The organism is Dokdonia sp., from assembly GCF_039945015.1.
GTDB lineage: Bacteria > Bacteroidota > Bacteroidia > Flavobacteriales > Flavobacteriaceae > Dokdonia.
In genome coordinates this window covers 14,836-30,349 of record NZ_JBDUXP010000009.1, presented here as the reverse complement: position 1 = coordinate 30,349, position 15,514 = coordinate 14,836, and the positions used below count along the sequence as shown (strand labels likewise).

Genomic DNA, 15,514 nt, shown 5'->3' with positions numbered 1-15,514 from the left:
TGATCAGGAATTCATAGTTTTGTTTTAAGGTCATGCCTTCGAAAATTCATTTAATTAGCTCATCCAATCCCTCTTATCTTCTGGATTCCATTTTGTCGTTGTCTTCTTATTTTGTGTCCAAAATTCAATGGAACTTTTACCAGTAATATCTCCGACTCCAAATTTTGATTCATTCCATCCGCCAAAGGAGAAAGGTTCTCTAGGAACGGGTACGCCAATATTGACCCCTATCATTCCTGCACTTGCACCGTCCATAACTCTTTTGGCCATAGATCCACTTTCTGTAAATACAGCGGCTGCATTCCCATAGTTTGATCCATTTTCTATTCGAATGGCTTCGTCTATATCGCTTGCTCTGATAATAGAAATTACAGGTCCAAAAATTTCCTCTTTAGCAATAGCCATATCTGGTTTTACATAATCAATTATGGTTGGTCCTACATAAAAGCCCTTCTCATGTCCAGAAACAGTTACACCTCTGCCATCTACTAATATTTTAGCGCCTTGCGCTTCAGCTTCTGTAATATATCCTTCTATTCTATCTTTTGCTTCTTGACTAATTACTGGGCCAAGGTTTTTACCTGGCATAATCAGGTTTGCCTCAGCGATCATTTTGTCAATAATGTGTTGTACTTTATCAACCCCAACCATTACGGACGCTGCCATACATCTTTGTCCTGCACAACCTGCCATAGATGCCACTACATTATTTGCAGTCATATCAGGATTGGCATCAGGTAATACAAGAAGGTGGTTTTTTGCACCTCCTAAAGCTACACATCGTTGGAGGTTTCCACTTGCTCTTTTATATACAATTTTTGCCACTTTGGTTGATCCTACAAAAGAAGTTGCTTTGATATCTGGATGGTCGCAAATGGCCTCAACGACTTCCTTCCCACCATTGACAATATTAAATACTCCATCTGGTAATCCAGCTTCTTTTAATAAATCACCCATTCTTACTGCACTAAGAGGTACCAATTCAGAAGGTTTGAGCACCAATGTATTTCCTAGAATGAGTGCATTAGGTACAGTCCAGTGAGGCACCATGTTTGGAAAATTGAATGGTGTAATACATGCAACTACTCCAAGCGGTTTTCTTTCTATTCTACATTCAACACCTTTGCTTACCTCTTGAATTTCATTGGTTACAATTTGTGGCATTGATACGGCAAATTCACAGAGTTCCATACTCTTTAATACTTCTGCACGAGCTTCATCTTCGGTCTTCCCATTTTCCAAATGCACGAGTTCCGTTAGTTCTTCAATATTATCTTCGAGCAATTGGCGATACTTAAAAAATATGTGTACGCGCTCTTTAAGTGTCATATCTGACCATGTTGGAAATGCTTTTTTAGCTGCTTCTACTGCCGCATCCAAATCTGAACTGTTACTCATGGGTAGATTGGAAATGACCGATCCATCCAGAGGAGAAATAATATCCATAGAAGTCTGTCCGTTCCTCAATTTTTGACCATTTATGAGGTTTTTAACTTGTGTTTGTGGCATCATTAATATCGATTTTACTTTGTGAATAATGAGAAATTAATAATTAAAGTACAAAAATGATACTAGAAAAGGGGTGATTATTCCATAATCTTGCATATCAAAAAAGTTTCCCTTACAATCTCTATAATACTTTTGAAATAAAATGTCCAGTATAAGGGAAGTTGCTCAAAGTTAGATGTCTATATTATTATTATTACTATAGTTTTGTTCTTTGAAACACTAGAAAATGAAAAATCCTCCTATGATATAATTATAAAATAGAGTACGTATCACAAACTTTTATAAGGGATACTTGCCAAAAAATAAACAGTTTCAATCCTAAGTTTTAATAGTTCAAGATGGAAACAAGAGTATAATAAAATGCATAAATATTGTGAAATCAATAAAATTTTTTAAGCAAGAAGTTGATCTTATCAAACGGATACATCAACTTGCAAAGGTCAAGAAGATTAATCACAATTATTTTAAAAATGTAGTTCTATGTGTATGTCATAATAAACACAAGATTTTCAGAATAGTACGTATAAAAAAAGCCTTGATATATGTCAAGGCTTTTATCGCTTTTGCTCCCCCTATTAGTTCATTATCGAACCGTAAAACTTTGCTATTTAGAAGATTAGGTGGTTTTGAGAGCCCCTTCTAGACTCGAAACATTAAGAAAACATGAAAAGTTGTTCGAATAAACTTATTGGAAACAATAGTGCATCCAAAGCTTTAGTTTCACGTCTTGTTCTTTTATTATATAACATCAGCCATATCTCTCCGCCCCGATCTTTTCTCACTTGTTTTTTTTGCTTTTTTCGATTTTATGGGTAATAAATAAATTTTTATAGGCACGATTATTTGAGACTTGGGATGTGCGGGATGCACAAACCTATTTTAATAATCATATAAATAAAGTTTAATGAAAAAAGTAGTAACACTGTTTGTGTTGTTTTTGAGTGTAGGCGTATATGCTCAAATTGGTGATGGAACAACTAGTTCGGAGGCACCCAATGACCTCCCAGATTTTACGCCACCCTCGCCACAGGCGGGTGCAATTACTCAATATGGTGATTTGCCAATAAATGAATCTACAGGAAAGGCAACTGCCAATGTCCCTATTCATACATTTAGTGCAGGGCAATTACAATTGCCTATTACAATGAATTATATAGGTAATGGTGTTAAAGTTGACGCCAATAATACTTGGACAGGCGTTAATTGGACTCTTGATGCCGGAGGTGTAATTACCAGAACTGTAAATCACAAACCTGATGAACAAGTAAATCAACGTGTTTTTCAAGAAGATATAGATTTACTTAATATTACTAATGAACAAGATGAAGCCGTAGTAATCTATCAGTACTATAATTCTACAGGTTTAACTTGGGATACACAACCTGATATTTTCAGTTTTTCATTTCCAGGATATTCAGGGAGTTTCTATTTGAGTCAGGACGATATGAGTCCAATCTTAATTAATGTAGATAGTGAATTAGAAATTGAAATATTAGGAAGTCAAAATACCAATCGTCTAAAATTATTGCAACAAAAGGAATTTAAAATTACTACTCCTGATGGCATTCAGTATTACTTTGGAGATATAGCCACGGAAGAAACCATGCTAGATCAAAACTATCATGATGTAGTAACACCTAGAGCAGTCACCTCTTTCTATTTGACTCAAATAGTACATCCTATTAATGGGCGTATATATCTAGAATATGATGATGTTGGATCTTATAGACTCTTAACCTCTCAAAGCAAAACAATCGTAAAGTATCAGGCGGACCCTGAACTGGGATATTATTCAGGTTGTGGTGATCCACCAAATTGTGAACCTTTGGAAGAATCATCTGGTCAAAATTATGCAGCATCAAAAGTATTTACTCGTGTTTATGGAGGTAAGTTTTTAAAGAAAATACGATCCCCTTTTACAAACGAGGAAGTAATCTTTAATCACACCAATTTAATAGATGGAGGTTTTAATTTTGAACGTGTTTTGGAAGGAGTACAAGTGCATAAGGGATCTACACTTTTTCAGAATATAGACTTAGAATATATTTTTGCTTATGGTAATAATATAGGACAGCGTTTTTTCTTAGAAAAAGTCATTTTTAATAAAGAATTCGAGTCCGGTTCAGGAGTAGGAGGAAGACAACATCGTGAGTTTAACTTTGAGTACTATGACCCACTTGGCTTACCAGCCCGTTTTGCAAATTCTCAAGATGCACTTGGTTTTTACAATGGTAAAAACAATCAGTACGGATTACTTCCAGATGTAAGTGATTTACCTACTGGATACGGTTCTGCTTCACAAGTGTTGAGTGGATTGGGATATGCAACTGCAGATCGCAGTACCGATCTCAATTACAAAGTTAAAGGTGCTCTTAAGAAAATGTACTATCCAACTGGAGGACATACACTTTTTGAATACGAAGGAGAAATAGCTAAAGAAATCAAGTTTGAACACAAGTACATAAGAACTTTTCGTAATAATTATCCTTTTGAAGATGGTTCTGGGGCTTATTATAATGATAAACTAAGTGAATTTGTTTATTTAGGCTACCCAGAATTGTTGAGTGATGGAGATACTCCTTCATCTACCCAAAATGGGGTGTTTACAGATCAAACTATTGAAATAACAGTGAAGGTTCATGCTCTTGATTATACTCGTGATAGAACCAAAGTTTTTATCATCGATTTAGGTGACCCAACTACGCAATCCGATGATACGCTTGTTCATACTGAATCAATAGTCATGATTTACCCTGATGGTTTTGATCCAACTTATGAAGAAGAAAGGGTTTTTTCTTATAATTTTCAAGAAGGAAAGATTTATAAAATTGAGTTGAGATTACCAACACCTGTCAATCAAAGTGCCCCTTCTATGACGGCGTCTTTGTCTTTTGATTACAACGTAGGATATCAATTAGTAGAAGGCGAAGGATTGCGAGTGAAACGGTTGTCTGATTTTGTTTCTAACAGTGAAAATGCAACTCCTCAAAATATAAAAAGATATTACTATACTCGAGTAGAAAATGTTCTTAAAAATCCGGCGGACTATGTTGCTGTTTATAGAAAACCTATATTTCATGAGCAAGTAAGCTTACTAAAAAAATGTAATGTTTGGGAAATGACTAATATCCCATGTGAGAATGGATCCCCTCCTAGAGTGTTTAGTCCTTTGCCCTTTGCAGGATCAATAGATTCTCATAGAGGTTATACTTTAGGCATACATCCAACGAATTATTCTGAAAATGTTATCAATAATCATAAAGTAGTTACCATTAGTTATGGCGGAGATACATTTGAGAATGGAGGAATAGAAAAACGATTCATCAAGGATATTGGTAACTCAGTCCTTATTACGCATGTTCCAGAAATTTCAACGATGGCGTTTAATGGGATAATCAAAGCGCATTCTGGTGCAAGTTGGTTGAACCTTCGCCATGGGAAGACTTTGACTGAAAAAGTACTTAAAAAAGAAAATGACACACTATTTAAAATAAGTGAGACCCAATATTCGTATCAGAATAAAACGCGCTCTTTCCAAAAGGTCGTAGTAGGTTCTGCTCATACTAATCATGGAGCGGGAGCTTATGTTCCATATTCGCACGTAGGACTTGGATTATATGAGATTCAATCTAAAGAAGTGGCTGTCAACGCCACCACTCAAACTACTTATATGGATTGTATTCCAGTAGCTTGGGAAGGAGTGACGGCACCCCGAAATCCATATAATTATCCTGGATGGGAAGTGCAGGATCACGACAATGATGGGGTCCAAAATTATTTGGATGCTGAGTACTTATTCCTTCAAGAAAACTGGGATGGAAGTATAGATGAAAGTGATTACAGAAAAGTAATTACACAAACATCTTATGAATACAATAGTTATGCAGGACAACCTACCAAAACAACTGTGAGCACTAGTATAAATGGTAAGCGCCAAGGAACAATAGTAAAGTATTTGGATGAGGCAGCTGCGGTAGCAAGTTCTTCACAGGAATTAACGAATTATCAAGCGGTATTAGATAGTAAGAGAATTAATACACCAATTCAGTCAGAATCTTTTGTAGAAGAAGGAGGAGCGATTTCTACATTGTCGAGAAGTAAGACCGTTTTTGATAGCTATGAAGGTAATGTATTGCCATCTGCTATTCATTCTGCTAAGGGAGAAGATACCTTTGAAGAACGTGTGGTTTTTGAAAAGTATAACAGTGCTGGTAATTTGATTGAGGTGAAGGCTGCAAATGGAACAATTACGCAGTATCAATACAACGTGCACAACCAAGTAACGCGCAAAATTGAAAATTATATTCCTTCTACAACAACTTTTCCTGAAGGAGACAATCTACCTATACTTTGTCAATTTGTAGCAGATACTTTTCCAAGATCACTAGTGAGTTTTTATTTCTATGACCCACTTACAAATTTGATGACGCATATGATCGATCCTAGTTGTAATTCTATTTACTACGAATATGACAACCTCTATCGATTGAAATATGTGAAGGATCAAAATGGGAATATTTTAAGTAAGAATGAATATAATTTTACAGCTCAGAACTAGGAAAAGATGAAAAAATTAGCAATATCAGTAATGTTACTATTGGTGTCTTGTCTAGGATGGGCCCAAACACAAAATAAGAATTACGTAAAACAAACGGCATATCAAGTGCCGGTTGAAAATGAACAAGAAATAAACCAACTCTCAAATTTTGATAAAATTGAGAACATCAATTATTACGATGGTTTAGGGCGTCCCGAACAGAGTATTTTAATACGTCAAGGAGGTGAGCATAGCGTGAACAATGAGTTGACGATGGATTGGATTTTGGGGGCGCAAACAACACCCAATTTTTATAAATATGGACAGTCAAGTGAGAATGAAATTGTACAAGGAGAAACACCTTCTGGAGATTTGGGGTTGCTTTGGAGATGTGGGAACGATGGTGTTTTAGGACCCGATGGTGGTTGGAATACCAATATGATGTCGGTTGATAAAAACGTGGCGTATCGATACAGTGTATGGGTAAAACGCACAGGAGATGTGAATAACGGATGGCTCTATTTTGGAACTAGGAATGTTAAAAACCTGAATGGAGTTTTTAATACCAATCCTTATTTCTTTAGTGGTTTTCTGCCACAAGAAAATACATGGTATCTCCTTGTAGGGGTCATTCATCCACATGATTTTGGAAGCATTTCCAATACTGGCATCAGTGGTTTATATGATAAAAACGGTAATAAAATAGCCAACGGAAACGAATTTAAATGGAGTGATGACACAACAGAGTCTTTGTTTAGAAATTTTCTATACAGAAGCGATGATAGTAATGTACTACAATACTTTTATCGTCCTGTTTTAGAAAAATTGGATGGTACACAAGGTGATTTGTCTGAATTGTTCAATACTTCAAATGCGAAAGACATTATTACTCCAGTGGTGTATGATCAATACGGTAGACAAACCAAAAGCTATTTGCCACATGCGAAAGCTGTGAATGGTATGTTTACACGACATGATATACTCCTTCCTGAATTAAATGATTACTATGTTGGTAAACATGGTGCTGACTTAAATGCTTCAACTCCGAATCCTTATTCTGATAAAGCATTGGAGGCATCCCCAAGTGGTCGTGTTTTTGAACAAGGAGCTCCGGGAAAAGATTGGGAAATTGACGCTTCTGGAGATACAGATCACACGATAAAGTTTAAACATCATACCAATGTCGCAAATGAAGTACGTTATTTCAAAGTGACTTTTCCAACAGGTAACACTGAAGAGCCTTTATTGACTTCTAATGGATACTATGATGTTGAACAATTGTTTAAGAGTATTACTAGAGATGAAAATTGGTCACCTACTCAAACCCATGAAAAAGATCATACTTCTGAGGAGTTCTCTAATAAATCTGGACAGATTATTTTAAAACGTAATTATCAAAATAACCTAGCTCATGATACACAGTACATCTATGATGATTTTGGAAACTTAACATTTGTATTGTCTCCTAAAGCAAGTGATGGGATATTGTCGGGAAGCGCTATTGAAATTGAAGTGCTTAACGATTTAGGGTATCAATATAGATACGATCGTAGAAACCGTTTAATTGCCAAGAAGATTCCTGGTAAAGGTTGGGAGTATATTGTCTATGACAAATTAGATCGCCCAGTATTGACGCAAGATCCGAACTTAGGCAGTACCAATCATTGGTTATTTACTAAATATGATGAGTTAAACAGGGTTGTGTATACGGGCAAGTATTATTATTTTAAGTCAGCCGATTTTGACGGTAACGACAATCGTCTCTTGTTACAAGGTATTTTAGATGTACAAACAGATTTAAGTGAAGGAAAAGCATTGGTCTCGCCAGTGGTAATTGGAGATATGAGTTTACATCATAACAACAAAGTATATCCTACTCAAAATATTGAAGTGTATACTGTAAACTATTATGATGAGTACACCGATGATGTCAATGCAGAGTTTCCTCATTTAGGAGTCTTTCCCTTAGTAGGAACGAATAATGAGATTACTTCTGATACACATTCACTCCCTACAGGAGGAAAGGTGCGTGTTTTGGGGACAGATAAATGGATTATTGATGCCATTTATTACGATTTCAAGAAACGACCAATATATTCGGGAAGTCTCAATCAATATCTAGGGGCGAAAGATGTGATACTTACGGCGCTTGATTTTGTGGGTAAGGTGATTGCATCAGAACATACACATCAAAAAGATGGTCTGGAGATTAAAACTTTAGATGAGTTTACTTATGATCATGCAAATCGTTTGTTGACTCAAAAACAAACCTTGAATGATTTGACTCCGGAACTCATTGTAAACAACATCTATGATGAACTGGGACAATTAGAGGCTAAGAAAGTAGGAGGTGAAGTAGCTTCAATTCCTGAAGCTTCTGTCGGATTACAAACAGTAGACTTTGATTACAATATAAGAGGATGGTTGAAGCAAATCAATGATGTCAATAACATGGGAGACGATTTGTTTGGTTTTCAAATAAATTATAACAATCCCGAGACTATTTATGGAGAAGCATTGTTTAATGGAAATATCAGTGAAACCCTATGGAGAAGTGACAATGTATCGAATCATAAAAGAGCCTATGCATATGAGTATGACGCATTGAATAGACTTGAAAAGGCTAAACATACCATTCATGTATTTGGGCAGTATGCTTCAAATCAAGGCCGTTTAGATGTGCAAAATATTTCCTATGATAAAAATGGGAATTTGCAGACATTGTGGAGATCTCGCGGAGAATCTCCTGGGTTAATGGATCGACTTACCTATGCTTATGATGCTGGAAATAAATTGTTAAGTGTGACTGATCAGTATAATGACCCAGACGGTTTTAATGATGGAAATACGGTTGGCGATGACTATGCTTATGATAACAATGGAAATATGACTGTTGATAAAAACAAGGGGATTACCAATATTACCTACAATCACTTAAACTTGCCTATAGAGATGGTGATGCATAATAATACGGGGTCTAATCCAAATGCAGGGATTATAATGTATGTCTATGATGCCAATGGTGTAAAACAGGAAAAGAATGTGAAGCAAGCCAATTTATCTAGTGGTCAATCTACTTTTTATGCAGGTAATTATATTTATGAACGCCAAACAGGGATGTCTAATACGAGTTTGAAGTTTATAAGTCAGCCAGAAGGCTATGTAGAACCGACAGTTACCTATACCTTATTATCGGGATATTCTTTGGCTACTGCCAACTATGTGTATCAATACAAAGATCACTTAGGCAATGTACGCTTGTCTTTTGGAGATGCCGATAAGAACGGAAGTATAAATGCTGATACAGAAATTATTGAGGAAAATAATTATTACCCCTTTGGCTTAAAGCACAGAGGATATAATACTAATGTTTCTGGAAATGTAAATTCAATTGCCAGTAGATTTAAATACAATGGGATTGAACAGGAAGAAGGATTAGCTGTTAACCTATATGAAATGCCATTGCGTCAATATGATCCTACAATTGGAAGATTTACTTCAATGGACCCAGTAACTCATCATCAGTTTTCTCCATATGTTGCATTTGATAATAACCCTATTGTATTTGCAGACCCAAGTGGAGCAGATGCGGAAAGAGATCCTGAGGATGATAAACCTAAATATAGAAATGGACACTGGTCTGATAGGTATAGAGGTATTGATAATAAAAAGAAAGGCGAATCTCGTACAAGAAAAGCAAAAGGGTTTACCATCAATGTAGCTAACTTGAAAGCAGGGCTAGATAAAGAATTTGGTCTTGATAAGGCTACTAGTAAAGGAGATAAAATTGTAAACGCTTTTTTATCACATATTATACTAAAGGTTTATGTGCACACTGTCATAGAAATCTCCTTTACTAATGAAAAATTTAAAAATTATAAACATATGCGAACTATAACCTACTTACCTACTGATGTTGTTCGAAGTAGAAACAATAAAGGCAGAAGAGCGACAGGGTTCAATAGGGATTATGGTGTAGTAAATTTTAGTGAAACTTTTACCGTTCTAGATACTAAAGCAAATAATAGTGATTATGGTTACTTATATGAAGCAGGAACTAACATTGTATACAATAATATGGGATCAGAACTTTTGACCAGTCAAGATAGAAATTCGTTTCTTGAAACTACATTTCAAGGGTATGCAACTATAACATTTAAAGATGAGAACAGGAAGAGAGTGGGTGAACTGCTATTTAGAACTGTCGAATTACGACAAAAATTCATTAATTATTTTGACGGTACTTTGAGGGAGGAGTTTAGAAAAAGAATTTTATCAAGGCAATAATTTAGCAATTGTTACTTAAAGAAAAAGACAAGCCTACAACTCATGCTTGTTTAAAAAGAGTACAACTTTTAGTAAAAGTTAAATTAGAGTTCTAATCTAGAAAGCCATGCAATTAACTGTATGGCTTTCTTCTTAATTTGAGTTTTAAGCTTTCGCCAAAGTATGACTATTTATACTCATTGTTCTATACATGATAAGATCATTTGTAAATAACCGTCAGATGATTTTAAATGAGATGTTCATACTCACTATCTATCTAATTCATGATTAGGAGTCACAGAGTCTAGGAAATATGACTAAAAAGCATAATACTTGGTGGCAATATCCAAGCTACATTAAATTAGTCTACTCTTTGAACTTATTTCTTACAAAGAAACCAACACCAAGTACTCCAATAACACCACCCAGAACCCAAAGAATTTTCAAATACCAAGGCGTGAACAATACAGTTTCTCCATCTCCTGTCAATATAAAAGGAGCCCAGTAGGAAGGAGATTTTTCAGAAAGATTGGCAGTGTTGAGGTAATTGAGTTTGGCGTTGTGTAACGCTTCTGCTTTGGTTTGTCCTGATTTGAGATTGCTATAGAAACTAGCCATGATAGTCGCTGTAGACTTGTCGTTAGCTCTCCAAAGGGTAGAGACAACAGTGTTTGCTCCAGCATGAAAAAAACCACGAGAGAGACTCATTACACCCTCTCCTTTGGCTATTTCTCCTAGAGAGGTTTCGCAACCGCTTAGAACCACCAATTCTGCAGGATGTTTACTTGTGTATAGTTCATGAACTTCTAATTTGCTGTCATTAAAAGCAATCCATGGGTTGTTAGATCCTTCAGAATGTGTAGCGAGATGTATGATATTGCTTTGAGACGCTTTCGCGAAAAAGTTTTCCTTTGAAGCTTCCGCTTCCAAAAACTTTTGGCCGTCTATTAGACTATGAATATTATTCAATTCCTGCGAACTGTTTTTTAAAGTGTTAAGATTGTTGTGATTATACGAGACGGGCGCAAAACCAGTAAATCCCGAAGTGTTTTCACGATTCACTTTCTTGTTATGTACTAAAAATGAAGCCGAATATGCATAACTTACTTGATGTTCTTCAATAAGGTATTTGTCATTTTTAGTATCGACCAAGGCTTCAAAAGGAAGATATTGTAATTGTCCGTCTGGTATAATGATTAGCTTTTTTCCAGTTAATTGTTTTTTGATTTTCTCTGGCAGTAAATACTGATGTAATCTTGTAGCACTTTCTTTAAAAGAGTCACTGTCTTTATTGTTTACAAAGGGTTTAGAAATAGCCGCTCGAAAACTGGTGATAAGGTCTTCAATTTCTCGAACTTCTTTAACTTCAAAAACAACAGAAATATCTTTTGTAAGTAATACTCCGTTCAAGGCAGGCCAATCAAGATCTTCTTCATTCCATATATACGAGATGATTGCAGTCTGCGAATCAAGCTCTTTTTGAATCTGTCTTGTAGAAAAAACACTACTCTGTATCTTTGTTTCGTAAAATTCAGGAAAAACAGTTTGAAGGGAATCTAGAAATTGAGTGTAGTTTTCTTTTTGGATAAAAAGAGCATCCTGATTCTTGTTGGTGTCATCTACTTTAACGCTGTTTTCAAGTGAAAAGAGTCTCTTTTTTAAGGCTACTTCTTTGTCCAAAAGAGCTTCAGGAATGCCGGCCTGCTGCGTATTGTTTAGAATTGCTTCTGTAAGTAAGTACGCTTTGTTTTTTTCTGTAAACTTAAAGGCAAGTTCAGGATTATTCATCAAATGCGCAGTGCTCGTTGCCTTCGAATAAAGATATACGGCTTGATCTCGCCAGAAGAGTTTGGATTGAGTGTCGTAGGTCCTGTCTTGCATATAGGTAATTAGACTGTCGGCCACTTGTAAGTGATTCATAGCAAAAACGAGATCTTCTCGATGTCCGCTTTCGCGAAAGCGGTCTACAAAAACATTGGCTTTTTCACTCAATACGCCAATTACGAAATGCTGGTTCTGAATTTTTTTTAAGTCGGCTAATGTCGGTGCTCGTGATATATCTTCCACAAGAGGCAGTACTGCTTTCAGAGCATTGTGGCGTTCTTGAAGCGCGAGTTCGTACTTGTTTTCAAGTAAATAGTAATCGGCTAAATTACTGTGAAAAAGACTGCGCTCCTCTACATACTCATCGGACACATAGGTCATACTTTTATTGAGATAATAGAGAATACTATCTTTTGGGATATTGTTTTTGTTTTTACTTTCGGCAAGCAATAATTCTCCTAAATTCAGGTAGATTTTGGCTGTAGATAGGGAGTCGTCTATGGCTTGCGCCATTGCAAGACTTTTATTGTAGTACAATTTGGAGACATTGTAATTGTATACGTCTTTAACTCTGTGATAGCGTGCAATAGTATTGTAAAGGGAGGTATAACGACTATACGAAAGAGATATGCTATCTGAAAGTGTCTGTGCCTTTTTTAAGTAAGTAATCTCTTGCTTATAGCTCTCTTTTGTTCCTAGATTATCATAGGCCTGGGAGATGTTTACATAGGCAGAGAAAAGGGCTCCACCTGGAACTTCTTCTTCAAGTAGTGATATAGCTTTTTTATAATGGTCAAAAGCTTTGTAATATTGTTGTAATCTATTGTAGCATTTTCCTAGCTCGCTGTATGCTCTAGCAACTCTTGAAGGATTGTTGTTTATTGAAATTACCTTGTCAAAGGTTTCTATTGAAGGGTTCGTTTGACCGCTTCGATAATAGAAAATACCCAAGTTAAAAAGGGCATGTGAATACTTGGCGTTTATGGAGTCTGTAGATTCATAGTACGCTATATCTTTTTGAGCATAATATATAGCTTTGTCATAAACTCTTTTACTGGCACAGCGAATAGCGTAATCATGTGCTATAAAAATAGCATCTTGAAGCGTTTTAGTATTCTCTGCAGCCAGAAGTAAGCTGTCTACTTGTTTAATAACCGCTAGGCCTTTATTTTTTGGTTGGAGTTGCTGATAGGAGTCAATAAAAGTCTGGCTATATCCAATTCTTGTGAAAAGCACAGTGCATAACCAGACGATATTTTTGAAAAAAAAATGTTTCAGATTCTAAGTGTTAACTCGATTTAGTCACAAGTATCTACATCATCAAGAACTTGAAGGATTCTTTCAAGGGGGTCTCCGTCATCTTCGATGTGAGAAGCTGCCGTTTTTGGTCCGCCACATGGAGGGCACGGAGGAGCGTGTTCTGGATGTACATCCATATACCAAATCTCTTTATCTGATTGAGATCCACAACTAGTAAAATCAACAAAGGTGGTAAACGGATCGTTTAAGAAACTTTCTCGTGTTTCACGTCTTTGGACTCTGGTCGTTCCAGACTCGTATGTAATTTGAAATGGTCGCACTCCTGCCTCTAATACAGGATCTGAAGCTCTAGTAGTTGGAGTAACCGTTTCAATGGTTTGGATCTCACTAAATTCTTCTGTTTCAGTACTACAACCAAAAAAAGCAAAAAAGCTAAAGATTAATGCAAATTTGCCAATGTGATTAAATGTTTTCATAAATTGAAATTAATTAAAGGGTTTATATGTTATGTCGTGTCAAAACAATTTCAAATATTACCCGAACAAATATAAAAGTTTATTTTTGTTGGAGTATTAAATAAAAAATATCAGTGGCAGATAGCGATGTGTTTTTGAAAGCTTTGGTAGCGAATGATTCCAAAGTAATTCTTTCTATTTATAATGACGTATTTCCTAGTGTCCGTTCTTTTGTTTTAAAGAATAAAGGGCAACAGGTTGATGCTGAGGATGTTTTTCAAAAAGGTCTAATGCAACTTGCCATTCGATATAGTAAAGAACCATTTGTTATCGAGACAACCTTCAAGGCATATTTTTTTACTGTGTGCAGAAATTTATGGAGACGAGAACTAAATAAATCCACCCCAAGGGTAATAAGTGATGGAGTTTTTGAACCTATAGATGAATATGATGAGATTGCCAATACTGTGTTAGAACAGGAAAGGTGGGAATTAATAACAGAGAAAATGGACGAATTGTCAGATAATTGCAAAGAGATACTTAAGTATTATTTAGCGAAAGTTCCTTATGTTAAAATTATGATTAAGATGGAGTATAACTCTGAACTAGTTGTAAGTCAGCGTGTGTATAAATGTAAGAATAAGCTCATTGAGATTGTAAAACAAGATCGACGCTTTAATACTCTTAAGGAATTATGACTAGTGAAGAAAGTCACTTAATAGGTAACTACTTGAACGGAATGCTTTCTCTTGAAGAAACTAAGGAAATTGAGCAGAGAATTTCTGAAGAGAAAAGCTTTCGCGAAAGCGTACTAATCGAGATGCAGCTCTTTGATTCCATTGATCCTGAGCGTTGGAGTTATGTTCAAAAAGTGAACGAAGAGAATAAAAATGCGTACATAGAATTGTCTAAAAGAGAGAATATTCTCAAACTAAAAGAAACAATTGATAAAGCTAACGCTACCTATCAAAATTCAGTTAGCGGATCTAAAAATAGCTTGTGGAAAATATATAGTACGGCCGCCGCAGTAGTCATTATTTGTGGACTTGTATTTTTATGGCCAACAACTCCTACTACAGACGAGTTATATACCAATGCCCTAAACCTTTCTGAATTACCTTCACTGACATACAGAGGTGAAAATGACTCAGAAAGATTGCTTGAAGTCGCACAAGAAGCTTTTGAAAATAAAAATTATAAAGAAGCACTGGCCTACTTTCAGGACTTCAGACCTAAAGACCCGTCCAATACAACATTGGAAGTTTATAAAGGTATCGCTTATATGGAATTAGGTAATTATGCGGAGGCTCGAGAGATTTTTGAAACTCTGGCCAATAGTGATGTTATAGATGCACCCAAAGGAGAATGGTATATGGCATTATTGTTTCTTAAAAAAGGAGATAAGGATACGGCTGGTTCAGAATTACAAAAGATTGCGGCTATACCTTCTCACTACAAATATGAAGAGGCCAAAAGTCTTTTGAAATATTTGTTGGATTAATTTAACGTACTAGGCACGGTTCTGTCGCATTAATTCTATAAAAATAGAATTTTGAATAAGATCTAGAGCTTATGTAGTAATAGAACAGAAAACTTGAAATATAGTTATTAATGCGACAGAACCTATGTTTTTGCTATACAGATAAGATATGTATGAATAAGA

At 35.7% G+C, this 15,514-nt stretch carries 7 protein-coding genes; 4 read left to right on the top strand and 3 right to left on the bottom strand.

The window, feature by feature from the left end:
- Positions 1–54 precede the first annotated feature (54 nt).
- Positions 55–1,512, bottom strand: coding sequence for a CoA-acylating methylmalonate-semialdehyde dehydrogenase (locus ABJD27_RS07785; protein WP_348172526.1), 1,458 nt, complete (start codon positions 1,510–1,512; stop codon positions 55–57).
- Positions 1,513–2,413: 901 nt separating this feature from the next.
- Here ABJD27_RS07785 and ABJD27_RS07780 point away from each other — a divergent pair.
- Both ABJD27_RS07780 and ABJD27_RS07775 read left to right on the top strand, forming a co-directional pair.
- Positions 2,414–6,067, top strand: coding sequence for an RHS repeat domain-containing protein (locus ABJD27_RS07780; protein WP_348202025.1), 3,654 nt, complete (start codon positions 2,414–2,416; stop codon positions 6,065–6,067).
- Between the two features lie 6 nt (positions 6,068–6,073).
- Entirely contained in the window at positions 6,074–10,333 is a 4,260-nt protein-coding gene (locus ABJD27_RS07775; RefSeq protein WP_348172532.1) for a DUF6443 domain-containing protein, read from the top strand.
- 345 nt (positions 10,334–10,678) lie between these two features.
- Here the strand turns inward: ABJD27_RS07775 and ABJD27_RS07770 are convergent, their stop codons facing one another.
- A complete protein-coding gene (locus tag ABJD27_RS07770; RefSeq protein WP_348172535.1) occupies positions 10,679–13,372 on the bottom strand; it encodes a CHAT domain-containing protein in 2,694 nt (897 codons plus the stop codon).
- Between the two features lie 62 nt (positions 13,373–13,434).
- Positions 13,435–13,872: a hypothetical protein gene (locus ABJD27_RS07765; RefSeq protein ID WP_348172538.1), complete on the bottom strand. Its 438-nt coding sequence runs from the start codon at positions 13,870–13,872 to the stop codon at positions 13,435–13,437.
- A gap of 113 nt (positions 13,873–13,985) precedes the next feature.
- Between ABJD27_RS07765 and ABJD27_RS07760 the strand changes: the two genes are divergently transcribed.
- Complete coding sequence (locus ABJD27_RS07760) at positions 13,986–14,549, top strand: sigma-70 family RNA polymerase sigma factor (RefSeq protein ID WP_348172540.1); 564 nt, start codon at positions 13,986–13,988, stop codon at positions 14,547–14,549.
- A complete protein-coding gene (locus ABJD27_RS07755) occupies positions 14,546–15,352 on the top strand; it encodes a tetratricopeptide repeat protein (protein WP_348172543.1) in 807 nt (268 codons plus the stop codon). The genes ABJD27_RS07760 and ABJD27_RS07755 overlap by 4 nt, the downstream gene beginning before the upstream one ends.
- The last annotated feature ends 162 nt before the right edge of the window (positions 15,353–15,514 follow it).